The 12,662-nt window shown below is 40.3% G+C and carries 11 protein-coding genes; 1 reads left to right on the top strand and 10 read right to left on the bottom strand.

Translation table 11 applies throughout. The features are described 5' to 3' along the window. Positions 1–10: 10 nt before the first annotated feature. Complete coding sequence (locus tag ACU1LP_RS03995; RefSeq protein WP_445730949.1) at positions 11–430, top strand: hypothetical protein; 420 nt, start codon at positions 11–13, stop codon at positions 428–430. 409 nt (positions 431–839) lie between these two features. Here the strand turns inward: ACU1LP_RS03995 and ACU1LP_RS03990 are convergent, their stop codons facing one another. From ACU1LP_RS03990 to ACU1LP_RS03945, 10 genes are all read right to left on the bottom strand, one after another. Beyond that, positions 840–2,033: a phospholipase D-like domain-containing protein gene (locus tag ACU1LP_RS03990; RefSeq protein WP_445730950.1), complete on the bottom strand. Its 1,194-nt coding sequence runs from the start codon at positions 2,031–2,033 to the stop codon at positions 840–842. Positions 2,034–2,035: 2 nt separating this feature from the next. Then, the gene (locus ACU1LP_RS03985) at positions 2,036–3,295 is read right to left on the bottom strand and encodes an MFS transporter (RefSeq protein ID WP_445733785.1); all 1,260 of its coding nucleotides are present in this window, start codon (positions 3,293–3,295) and stop codon (positions 2,036–2,038) included. Next, positions 3,295–5,415: a copper-translocating P-type ATPase gene (locus tag ACU1LP_RS03980; RefSeq protein ID WP_445735665.1), complete on the bottom strand. Its 2,121-nt coding sequence runs from the start codon at positions 5,413–5,415 to the stop codon at positions 3,295–3,297. The genes ACU1LP_RS03985 and ACU1LP_RS03980 overlap by 1 nt, the downstream gene beginning before the upstream one ends. A gap of 475 nt (positions 5,416–5,890) precedes the next feature. Further along, entirely contained in the window at positions 5,891–7,516 is a 1,626-nt protein-coding gene (locus tag ACU1LP_RS03975) for a T9SS type A sorting domain-containing protein (RefSeq protein ID WP_445735628.1), read from the bottom strand. A 261-nt stretch (positions 7,517–7,777) separates the two neighbouring features. Beyond that, positions 7,778–8,080, bottom strand: coding sequence for a hypothetical protein (locus ACU1LP_RS03970; protein WP_445732747.1), 303 nt, complete (start codon positions 8,078–8,080; stop codon positions 7,778–7,780). 246 nt (positions 8,081–8,326) lie between these two features. Next, the gene (glgX, locus tag ACU1LP_RS03965; protein WP_445735627.1) at positions 8,327–10,450 is read right to left on the bottom strand and encodes a glycogen debranching protein GlgX; all 2,124 of its coding nucleotides are present in this window, start codon (positions 10,448–10,450) and stop codon (positions 8,327–8,329) included. A gap of 392 nt (positions 10,451–10,842) precedes the next feature. Beyond that, positions 10,843–11,508, bottom strand: coding sequence for a methyltransferase family protein (locus ACU1LP_RS03960; protein ID WP_445735626.1), 666 nt, complete (start codon positions 11,506–11,508; stop codon positions 10,843–10,845). 27 nt (positions 11,509–11,535) lie between these two features. Beyond that, positions 11,536–11,793 (bottom strand): DUF5676 family membrane protein, encoded by a 258-nt coding sequence (locus ACU1LP_RS03955; protein WP_445732744.1) that lies wholly within the window; start codon positions 11,791–11,793, stop codon positions 11,536–11,538. 29 nt (positions 11,794–11,822) lie between these two features. Further along, positions 11,823–11,969 carry a hypothetical protein gene (locus ACU1LP_RS03950; RefSeq protein ID WP_445735625.1) on the bottom strand — a complete coding sequence of 49 codons (147 nt, stop codon included), beginning with the start codon at positions 11,967–11,969 and terminating at the stop codon, positions 11,823–11,825. A 392-nt stretch (positions 11,970–12,361) separates the two neighbouring features. After that, positions 12,362–12,652 carry a rhodanese-like domain-containing protein gene (locus tag ACU1LP_RS03945; protein ID WP_445735624.1) on the bottom strand — a complete coding sequence of 97 codons (291 nt, stop codon included), beginning with the start codon at positions 12,650–12,652 and terminating at the stop codon, positions 12,362–12,364. Positions 12,653–12,662 lie beyond the last annotated feature (10 nt).

The following is a 12,662-nucleotide window of genomic DNA, read 5'->3' as shown; positions in this document are numbered from 1 at the left end:
ATAAGAAGCTATGACAAATTTAAATACCGAAATATTCGATCACGATACAGATGTTGATGTTGCGCACAAAATCAACACCATGGAGTTGGATAATTGGATCAATCATTTAAAATACATAAAGAAGGAATTGGTCAATCTAATAAGTATATGTAGTAAAGACCTAAAATATAAATTGGGCGACGATAGTGTCGTTGAACGTTTTCATAAAAAGGAAGTTGAAAACGAGACTTTGTTAAACGCACTTCATAAGTATTCAAATTCCAGATCCAATATAATGGAGTGTGAAGACACCGAATGTGATATGGTTTTTATTAAGGAACATGAAAGCTACCGAAGAAGTTATCTGTACCATTTGGATAAATATAGAAGACTTAAGGATGAATTTTTCAATAAGGTGCAAGGCAAGTTTGCATTTTTAAGTATTGACTGATTCTTACATATCCACTGGGATTTGACCTCAAAGGATTTTATGAACGCGCCCTGATATAAGACTTTCCTGTTAGAGGAAAAGCTGTTTATCTAGGCATTGGAATACCAGGATGACGTAATAAGATAGATTGTAGAGTGGAAACCGCTGACAACCGCTGATAAAGTTAGGAAAATCAACTCTTCCAAGCGGTATTTTATGTGTCTTTTGAGATTCTTTTGAGATTCTTTTGAGATTCTTTTGGAATCGTTCAGGGTCGTGAAGCAATCTTTGAGAAGTAAATTTTCTGGTTCTGGACCACTTGTGGGTATTTTTTTTTAATGGCAGACCGCCTACCGTTTACTTTTCAAGAATAAGTCTTTAAAGCGGTATTTCAAAATTTTTAAAAGTGAACGCCTTGGTGTCCAGTATCTTATATCCTATAGTTTTTCAAAAACCTTAAATGTGGCAGAAAGGTAATAAAGAGCATAGAGATGCGTACCATTTGATAGGAAACCCAATCGGCCAACCGGTTGAGCATACCTGCTCTTTGTTTGAGGGTCTCCAAGGTAATTTCGCTACACTCACCTATCACCTTTTCAAAGTCAGCTTGAAGTTTTTTGGCAAATTCGACTGATTGGATTTCTACGTTCATCTCAATGCTTCCATAACAGCTAAGGCTGTTCAGGTTAAATGAGCCTACGGTAGCCCATTTGTTATCAACCACCGCGGCTTTACCATGCACTACGGATCTGTTCCACTCATAAATTTTTATATGATGTTTTAAAAAGGAGGCGTACAAATGTTCGGTTGCCCTTCGCACCAAAGGCACATCGCTAATCCCTGCCAAGATAACTTTTATTTTTATTCCTTTTTTACAGGCCTTTTTCAATGCTTTTGCCAATCTGCTTCCGGGCAAAAAATACGAGCCTACGATAACTATTTCCTTTTCGGCGTGGAGGATGGCGTTCGTATAGGCATCACATACTTCTGTTTTTTGCCGTAGCCAGTCGTTTTGTAAAATTCCCACAAGTGCGTTACCTGCAGAATGTAAAACAGGCAGTATTTTTCTGGAACTTCCCTTTTTGAAATAATAATCGTTACATAGTTTCTGCAGATTTTCTGCAGCGGGACAATCCAATTGTACTGCGTAGTCAAGCCAGGGCTCCGATGTTGCAGTTCCATGATATTTATCTGCGATATTGATTCCCCCAATCAATGCGATGCTTCCATCGACCACAACAACTTTATGGTGCATACGTCTGCCGATATAGAAATTGTTCAGTGAAAACAAAGGAGAAAAAAACCGGAGCAGGATTCCATGCTGTACCATATCCTCTACAAAACTATCGGGAAGTGCCGCACTGCCATAGGCATCCAATAAAACATATACTTTTACTTTTCGTTGCGCGGCTTCTTTTAAACATTTGGCTATAAGGTTTCCCGTTTCATCGTTTTCAAATATATAGGTCTGTAAATGGATTTCCTTTTCCGCCTTATCAATTATTTCTTTTAACCGCACAAAATAGTCTTCCCCCGAATGCACCAAATCAATATATTTTGAATTGTCCGCAACATTCTGAAATGTCGCTGCACTATATTTTTTATTTGTGTGTTTATGCCCCATCGCTACTTATTTATATGTTGGTCGGCCAATAGAACCCGATCAGCCTCTTTATATTGTTGCTTCAAAAAATAAACCAACCCTATAGCGGCCAAAGCGGTTGTTCCCGCAGTAATAAAAGGGTAATAAAATCCTCCGGCAATCAGCCAAGTTCCAATGACCGGACCTAAAATTTGGCCCATACTGTTCATGGAACTTTGTAGGGATAGATTCCTGCCCGTATCTTCTTTAGAAATCAATGAGACCCCCGAAAGCAGATTCGGTGTAACCATGGCACCTCCAATTGCATAAACAACGATCAGCCCGTACACGGTAAATTCGCCTTTTAAAAAAGGCAATGCAATCAATGAAATACCAGAAACCAATAAACCGATAGCGATTTGTTGGTTGGTGGACAGAACCTTTTCTCCATAACTGGCAAAAACAGGCTGCAGCACTGCCATAACCGACCCACATAGCATAAAACCAATAGCTATTTGATTAACGGTAAATCGCAATTCCTCCTTCCCAAAAATTGAAAAAACGGTTTCGAACAAAGTTATCGAAAACTGCAATACAAACGAAAGTAGCAACAGTGCAACAAATTGGGCAGAAAATGATATTTTTAGTTTTGGTAACTTAAAAATGACCGTGTTTGTCCGTTTTGATGGCTTCAGCCATTTTAGGACCAAAAACAATACAAGTAGGCCAAAAAGGGCCACGGCGAAAAAAGGTACAGAAAAACGATTAAAATGTAATTGCCCAAAGGAATATGCAAAGTGCAAATCTGACTGTGATAAAAAACCGCCAATTACAGGGCCAAAAATGACCCCGGCGCTAACAGCCATTCCCGACCAAGCCATTATTTTTGTTCTTTGTTTTTGGGAAGTCATGTCGCTTAAATAAGCATTGCTTACAGGAATTACGGAAGATGAAAATATACCTCCAAAAATCCGTGCCGCATACAGCATGGTCAATGATGTGGCAAGCCCCGTAAACAACTGCATAATAACGAATCCAATGAGCCCAACAATGATAATGGGTTTTCTGCCATACTTATCTGAAAGTTTCCCCCAGACCACAACAAAAAGCAATTGGAAAAACGGATAAACACTGGTCAATAGGCCAATATGGAAATTGATTGTATCAGTATCAAAATTGTCTTTGAGTACAAGTCTTTCAGTATAATAAGGTAAGACAGGAAGTAAGATTCCATAGCCCAACATCACTACAAATAAACTCAACAAGATCAAAAATATCCTGTTAAGTTTTTCATTTCTGTTCATTATTTTTTTCCGAGTTTACGCTTTAAAAATTGTGCATTAATGGCTACAATAATCGTACTCAAACTCATGAATACGGCTGCTATCGCAGGTCCCAATACAAAACCTGAAGCATAGAAAACACCTGCTGCCAAAGGAATGGCAACCACGTTATACCCCGTTGCCCAAATTAAATTCTGTATCATCTTACTATAAGTTGCTTTGCCAAATAAAATTAAATTGGCAATATCCTTTGGGTTGCTATTTACCAAAATAATATCGGCTGTTTCAGCCGCAATATCCGAACCAGAACCTACGGCAATACCAACATTGGCCTGTGCCAATGCAGGGGCATCATTTACCCCATCGCCTGTCATGGCAACAAATTCTCCTTTATTCTGTAAATCTTTTACAATTTCTACTTTTTGATGCGGTAGAACTTCTGCAAAATAACCATCTAAACCTAATTTATCGCTAACAGCTTTGGCGGTTTTTTCATTGTCGCCTGTTGCCATATATACTTTGATATGGTTCTTTTTAAAGGTTTTTATAGCATCGGCCGATTCTGGTCTGATCTCATCAGAAAGTGCAATATAACCTGCTAATCTGCCTTCTATCAACACAAATACGACGGTTTCGGCGGCATCGCTATAGGCATCATCGGGAATGCTGATCTTTTCGTCGCGCAGATAGCCCGGGCTTACTACTTTTATCTCCTTGCCTTCTACATTCGCCTCGACCCCTTTTCCGGTAATGGCATTGAATTTTTCGGGTTTTGGAATAGTCACCTTATCTGCTTTTACTTTTTTAATAATACCCACTGCAATAGGGTGTTCGGAGCTTTGTTCCAAGGCACTCGCAAGCCTTAAGACTTCGTCGGTGGAGTACTTTTCATCCACTGATTCAATACGGGTAACCCCAAAATCCCCTTTGGTCAAGGTACCTGTTTTATCGAATAATAAGGCCGATATTTTACGTGATTCTTCAAAGGCGGTTCTATTACGGATCAACAATCCATTTTGTGCCGATACTGCGGTAGAAATGGCCACTACCAAAGGAATGGCAAGACCCAATGCGTGCGGACAGGCAATAACCATAACGGTTACCATACGTTCCAATGCAAAGACAAATGGAAAGCCTAAAATCAACCAGACTGCCAAAGTACCAAAACCGATTGCCAAAGCAATATAAGTCAACCATTTCGCAGCTCTATCGGATAGGTTTTGCATCTTGGACTTAGTGCGTTGTGCTTCGTCAACCATCTTGATGACCTTGTTGAGATAGCTGTCTTTTCCGGTATGCACTACCTTGACTCTTAAGGTACTGTTGCCGTTTAACGAGCCACCAATAACCTTATCGTCCAGTTCCTTTTTAACAGGTTTGGATTCTCCGGTAAGCATGGATTCATTAAGGTAACTGGAACCTTCGGTTATCACACCATCTGCCGGAATTTTTTCGCCTGGTTTGATCAGGATGATATCATCTTTCATAAGATCGTCCAACTTCACATCTTGAATGGTATCCCCAACTACTTTATGTGCTTCGGAAGGTAGCATGCTTACCAACAACTGTAAGGCTTTTGAGGCACCTAAAACCGATTTCATTTCCAGCCAATGCCCCAAGAGCATAATAACGATAAGGGTACTTAATTCCCAAAAGAAATCTTCTCCCTTGAGTCCAAAAACGGTTGCGGTGCTGTAAAAATAAGCGACACTAATGGCCATGGATATGAGCGTCATCATACCAGCGCCTTTTGTTTTCATTTCGCCATAAAAACCTTTTAAAAATGGCCATGCACCCCAAAAATAGACAAATGAAGAGAGTGCAAACAAGAAATAAGGATTGCCGGGAAGTAAAAAGTCATACCCAAAAAATTCCTGTATCATTGGTGAGAAGAACAGGATCGGGATGGTAATTATCAACGATACCCAAAACCGTTTTCTAAAATCCTTCACCATCATTTTATGGTGATCGTGCCCCGCCATTCCCATTGGCGCATTGCCGTCATGACCGGAATGGTCTCCGCTTCCGTGGTTCATTTTGGAATGGTCCATTTTTGAGTGGTCTTCTTTGTCGTGGTTCATTTTAGAATGGTCCATCTCTGAGTGGTCCATTTTTGAATGATCGTCTTTTTTGTGACCCATCTTTGAATGGTCCTCTTTGTCGTGGTCCATTTTAGAATGGTCCATTTTTTTGTCCTTGTTATTTTTGTGATCTTTGTGGTTGTCCATTGTATTCTATTTTTAATTGTTAGGATATTTTAGGTTGTTTTTTTTCAGTTCATGACAAAAATTAGTTTAGCCTTCATTAAATGATAGTAATGTTAATGAAACATTCAAAATCATAAAAACTATTGATAACTAACAACTTAAAATGTGTGTTTCAATTTTTGTCATGTACTTAGATTATTTTTTTAAATGTTCTTCAAGGTATTTATAATTTTATGACAATGCGCTATTATTCTATTTAAAATTATGTTTTCATCAAATATAAATAAAGTAGCGGTTTTCATTTATTAAATTTTCGGTTTATGCTGAAAATCACTTTTGTTCGGGCAATGTAGGCACTATGGCATTTATACATTGTTACGCTCGTTATTTTATTGTTTTCAGCATCAAATCAATGGTGTATTAGTAGCTTTTTAGAATACTGTTTTCCTTCAGCTTGAATATTGATTAGATATATTCCGTTGCTAAGATTATTGACACGAATTGGTATTTCTGAAATTTGATTGTTTAAACGAACTGTTTTTGCCAAAACCAACTTTCCGTTTATATCTGTTATCTGTATTTTTGTTTCACCATTAAAAACTGACGTAAGTTTTACTGTAACGATCTCAGAAGCAGGATTTGGGTAAATGATTGTAAAACCTGGATTACTTGTAGGATTTTCTACAACACTCAGTAATTGGTCGTTGTAAAATGTTGTTATGCTATTTGCTGGTAATATGGTTGAAAAACTATCGTTTAAAACCGTTATATCGCCTAAACTATTTAGATTTTCAGTAAGACTTGTACGCACAGCTTTCAGAGTCGTAATATTGTTTAGTCCATTAAGTGAAAAATCCACCGTTTGGGAATTGCCGTGATTATTAAGTACGACTATTGAAACGTTTACGCCATCTCTAAATGCTGTAACGCGAACATCATTATTAGAGGAAATACTTTCTATACGTCGTGCCCCGGGTTTCACAAATTTTGAATATTGCCCAGTTACATAATATTGTTTGTTTATGGTGTAGCCAGTATAGTTGGTGCCGGTAAAATTCAAACGGATCAATTGGGTGCCATTGGTTTCTTGTTGACCAAAAAAGCCCCACATATGGTCCACTGCGGAAACCCCGTAATTGGCAATCACATCATGTATTTGGTTGCCCCATGCAAAGGCATCCGGTCGAGAGTACTCCGTCATCCAAATAGGGATGTTGTATTGCTGTCCAAGTTGCATCATAGCCGTTTTATTGGCATTGCTACCGCCATATAAATGATAGGCAAGTGCGCCCACATAGGAACGTGCCACACTATCGTCCAATATAATTTGCGACCTTGTGAAAGCCTCATCTGCATTGAGGTCGTCTGGTATCACCATTTTTGTGTTAATTCCTGCAGCATCAAGTTTTGGCCCTAAAAGTTTTATGCAATCCCTTATGTAGGTCCCCGGCCAAATGCCACCTCGGGTATATCCAGGTTCATTAATAATAGAATAATAGGACAATTCATATCCTTGGTCTTTCCATCTTTTAATTATCATAAAAGCCCATTCTGCATATTCTTCTGGATTTGCAACAGTCATCCAACTCTCAATTTTTATGGTAGAAGGGAAAAAAGTAGTCACACCTCTTGGAATAACCCTGGAAACATAATCTATATGGGCATCCATCTTTTTCCATCCAAAATCGAATTGGCTGGGGTCTGTAATATTTGGATCATTATTATCATTGGGGTCTTCAATTGCCCCATCTTCGCCGGTAGCAGGTCTTACCCGTGTTAAACCCAAATCATTGTAGAGTAGATTTAAAATACCATCTTCCTCTGCGGTGGAAATTGTTAACCCTGCTGTAATGGGTGCAGAGGTTGTTCCTCCTATTATATGAGGATCGTTAAATACCCTTAAAGAAGTTCCAAAACCATCCATAGTTTGATACACATTATTTGCATCAATACCAATACTCACATTTTGGGCAAATAAAGTTGCCGTATTTAATACAGTTATAATTAAGAGCAATATTGTTTTCGGTTTTTTCATCTTTTTTATTTTTAATTAGGGGCAACTTCATAATAAGAACGATTAAATATCTAAAATATATCTTTTGGAAAGATATAAGGGTGTCTTTTACATAAAAATCATGACTTAATCTAAATAATTCCCCGACGGTTCTACCTCGGGGTTTCCGAATTTACCTCTCCTTTGGGGAGGTCGGAATTGCCTTTCCGCAATTCCGGGTGGGGCAAAATATAAAATTTCGGCTTTTGACCCCAAGGTCAAAATGAAACGGGCGAAATACCTCTATGGCTCTGCCTCGAGGATAGTTGGTTTCAAGAAATTTTTTAATTCGTCTTCCGTTGGGTTTTTAAATGGTTTTAATTTTCCAACTTTTAGCTTCGCGCTACTAAATATTTGTTTTGTAGTATAATCTTTATTGGATATGTCCATGCTTTGTAGAATGATAAGTAAACCAAACCTTCCATCCGAATAAAACCTATTTTGAAGTTCAAAAAGTTCACTGCGGAACTGGACCAGGCTCTTTTTGGTCTCGCTTTTTGAAGTGTTCGAGGGCGGTTTGGTCGAAATTTTATTTAAATCTATCATTTTTAATGGGTTAGTTAAAATTATAGTATCTATTCAATATTTTTTTAATAATCTTTGTTTAGTACATAACAAAAATTTAAAATAGAACTATAAAATACAGACATATAGCATATTACGGCTTTTTCGTTACGTAGACCTCACAGGTTTTGAAAACCTGTGAGGTCTTTGTTATCCTGAAAATTGCGAGTAGTTTATTTCTCAAAATTAATTTTTGTTATGTACTTAATAATCTTTGCTAGATACTTTTTAGGCCTTACTGCTTGCATCCCCTTCTTTCAGTACCACAATGGACCGTGGCTTAAGTTCATAGAAACCTGCATGTTCCAAAGGTAATTCATTTCTTTTGAAATCATCGGGATGTGATAAGTGGGTATCCACAATACGGTACCAATTTTTTCCCGCCCGGTTTTCCGGTAATTCAAATGGCAAAGGTTCCCAATAGGCATTTATCATAAAGTGAAACAAACAATCACTTTCTTTGTCCTGCAGGGTGTAAGCAATGCTGTGGGAGTAGTAACCCCAGTCTGGTTGGTTCAGTTTGGTGCCATGCCAAAGTATATTTGGTTCCCCCGGATCGGGAATGGCCCAATATTTTTCCAATTGAAAAATGGGATGGTCCTTACGGAACCGAACGAGGTGTTTTACAAATTCCAGCAACTGGGGGTTCTCATGGACCTTGTCCCAGTCAAACCAGCTTATTTCATTGTCCTGGCAATAGGCATTGTTGTTTCCCGACTGTGTTCGTCTAACCTCATCGCCCATAGAAATCATGGGAGTACCTTGTGAAAGCAGTAGGACGACAAAAAAGTTCTTGATTTGCCGGAGCCTGATTGTTTCTATCCCCAGATCATCGGTGGCCCCCTCTACGCCATAATTGCTGCTATGGTTTTCGTCGGACCCATCCCGGTTCCCCTCCCCATTGGCCTGGTTGTGCTTTGTATTATAAGAAACCAGGTCATTGAGGGTAAACCCATCATGGCAGGTAATAAAATTGATGCTGCGGTTGGGGTCCCTGAAAGGTTTATTGTACAGTTCCAGGCTGCCTGCAATGCTGGCGGCAAAAGCGTGCACCATCCCGTTGTCGCCCCGCAAGAACCTCCGGGTATCATCCCGGTATTTTCCGTTCCATTCCGCCCATTTGTTGCCAATGAACGATCCTACTTGGTACAAGCCCCCAGTGTCCCAGGCCTCTGCAATGATTTTGGTCCTTGACAAGACCGGATGGGATTCTATTTCCCAAAGAATGGGTGGGTTATCCATAGGGTTTCCATGTTCGTCACGCGACATGACAGAGGCCAGGTCAAAACGGAAACCGTCCACGTGCATCTCGGTCACCCAACGTTTCAAGGCATCTATGATCAATCTCCTAACAATGTATAGGTTGGTGTTGAGGGTGTTCCCACATCCGCTGAAATCAGCGAAATATTCCGGGTTGTCCGCAAGGATATAGTAGAACGAATTTTCGAGCCCCTTGAATGAAATGACAGGGCCTGTCTGATTTCCTTCGCCGGTATGGTTGAACACCACATCCAGTATAACCTCGATACCCGCTTTATGGAATGCTTTGACCATATCCCTGAATTCATCTGCATTCACTTGTGGTTCATCACAGTAACAATAACTGCCGTGTGGGGCAAAAAAGGCCAGCGGACTGTAGCCCCAATAATTTTGCAGCTGGGGAGAGGGCGCATCTGTCTCATCAAACTGAAATACCGGCATCAGTTCAACGGCAGTGATCCCCAGGTCTTTCAAATAAGGGATCTTTTCGATCAGGCCGGTATAGGTGCCCCTCATGTCTTCTTCAATACCAGAGTTGGGATGTTTGGTAAATCCTTTCACGTGCAGCTCATATACAATCGATTGGGCATACGGATGATATAGTGGTTCGTCCCCTTCCCAATCGTAGGTATAGGGATCGATCACCACGCCCTTCATGGCATAAGGGGCATTGTCCCCTGGATTCACCGCCGCTGCCCTGCTGTAATTTTCCCCTTTTACCACCGCCCTGGCGTAAGGGTCAAGCAACAATTTTTCGCCATCAAAACGATTGCCTTTAGAAGGATCGTATTCTCCAAAAACCTTATAGCCGTAAAGCACATCGGGTTTTAAATCCTTTACAAAAACGTGCCAGTAGTAAAAGGATTTGTTTTTTTCGGCATCCAGGGGGATTACCTGAAAAGGTGTGGTATCGTCTGCGTTCCGAAAAAACCACAGTTCCACCCTTTCACTGTTTTTTGAGAAAACGCTAAAATTAACCCCGTTTGGATACACCGTTGCACCGAGCGGAGAGCTCTTGCCAGTGCTTGTTTTATATGCTACATTGTCCTTGCTGGTTTGGGTTTTCTCTTTTTTATGGTTTTTAGGGTTCATAGGTTTTTTATTGTGTGTTTTTAAAAATTCCTCCAAATTTATCGGAGCTTGTTGAGTTCATTATTGATATAATTTTCGAGTTGTTTTTTGATGCACCCTTTCCGCCGGCTTTTCGGGCTTGGCCGAAAGGCCGCTGCGTTCATAATAGAGGCTGGCGATCTGCCTTTTCAACTCCCGGACGCTTAAACACCTTGTATTGAGGTTGCATTACACATAGGGTTTGTTAAGAAATAAAGTGTACAGAATAGGCACCGTTATTTTGTGAATTAACTAGGCAAAAAAACAGTTATAGCCTTAGCTACAACGAGGCTTTTTAACGACGTTAATGCGCAAAAGAGCAAGTCAAAATGTATAGGTTATTTCTTAACGAACCCATAGCCAAATAAACCTGGCTATTGCGTATTGTCCGAAGATTCATTGGAACTCCCGATAAACTGCCTCCATTTTCCTTTCATTGGAAGGAACATAGGCACATGCCGCCTATATTCGAGATATTCCTCCCCAAATTGTTCAATTACCTTTTTTTCTTCCCTGCGGGCAAGCAGGGTGTACGCTATTACTATAATTGGAAACAATCCTACCGAAAATAATGTGGGCCAGTGCACAATACCTTCTCCGAAAAGCCCGATGAACAGCCCAGTATATTGAGGATGCCGAACCAGGCCGTATAACCCTCCGGTAGCGAGCCGGTTTTCTTTACGGGCACGATAGAGTTCGCGCCAACCCTGAAGAAAAATCCCAAAGCCCACAAAGAGGAGCACATAACCTGCGATCATCGAGATCATCATGCCGGTTTCACCAATGCCCAGCAAAGTGGACCAGAGGTTTGCATCAAGATTACCGCGGTCCAGGCCAAAGAACCGGACAAGCAGGTAAATTGTAAGCGGGAAGCCGTACATCTCCGCATACAATGCAATGATGAACGCCTGGATTAGCCCTGCGCCGACCCACTCCCGCCACGTCTTGGGGGCTAGATAACGGTATAACAACCAAGACGCGATAACGATAACAATCAGTGCTATCGCCCATGCCCCTGAATGTTCAATTCCTCTTTCCATAAAATTAATCCATTTAGTTGATTGTTCCTATTTATCCCATCTTTTATGAAAGAAATTATAGATGGGAACAAACACCAAACCTGCATAAACACCATACAGGAAACTTTCTGCCAGCCCCAGGAGGAAGCCCCACCAGGTCAGCCATTGGAAAGCCGGCAGCATAGTTTCGAGGAATGTGTGCATGTGAAGGCTATCCGGAGTTACGAGGCCATAGATAATACAAACGATAAAACTCACGGCTGTAAAAGTTCCCAACGACCAGGTTACAATTTTAATTTTTAACATGATATATCTCCTTTATTTATTATTAATTGTTAACTGTTATGATGCTGATGACCCGAACCAACGTCTGAACGTTTTTGCGGCTCTTTTTCATTCCTGTTATCTTCCTGTCCACCATGACTGTCATGTCCACCATGTCCACTGTGGCTTCCATGGCCACCATGACCAAATAAGTGCATAGCAATAAAAGCTAAACCCAGTAATATCCAAAACCAATTTTCTACTATCCATTCCATGTTAATGTCTCCTTATTAATTAATTTATTAAACGATTCGTATTTCTCCCGTATCCTAGCTTTTCGGAAAACTTAAAGCTATCCGTGCCGTCTTCCGATATGGTAAGATAAGCCACCGCCGGACCGGTTTGCCAAACATCCATCAAGCGAAAGGATTTTACCCAAATCGCGGAGAGTGGCAAAAATGTTCCAATCAGACACATTGCTTTTGTCCATAAAATGGCTATTGCTTATCAATTAACTTGTATCCCGCTGCTTCCCATGCTTTCATCCCGCCTTTCAAATTATAAAGGTTGGAGTATCCTGCATCCACAAGCACCTCTGCGGCAATCCCGCTCATACGGTGCGGCAGTACAACACAATTTTTTTATCTTTTGCAGGCAGTTCATTCAGATGCCCGCTAATTTCGTTATACGGAATAAACAAATCCGTTTGAGGAATTTCCCCGGCATACGGGATATGCACATTCACCAATGTGAAATCTTTCTTTTTCATCATTTTATGAAGTTGGGACACTGAAATTTCATTCACGTCCTTTTCCTGCAATTTCCCGGATACTGTATTCCCGGCATAAAGCAAAATGAACGACCCCATAAAAACTATAACTATCGAAATAATCTTTTTCATAATAAATACA

The organism is Mariniflexile sp. (assembly GCF_052728615.1).
Note: the sequence above shows the minus strand (reverse complement) of the source record. Positions and strands in the feature narration are given on the sequence as shown.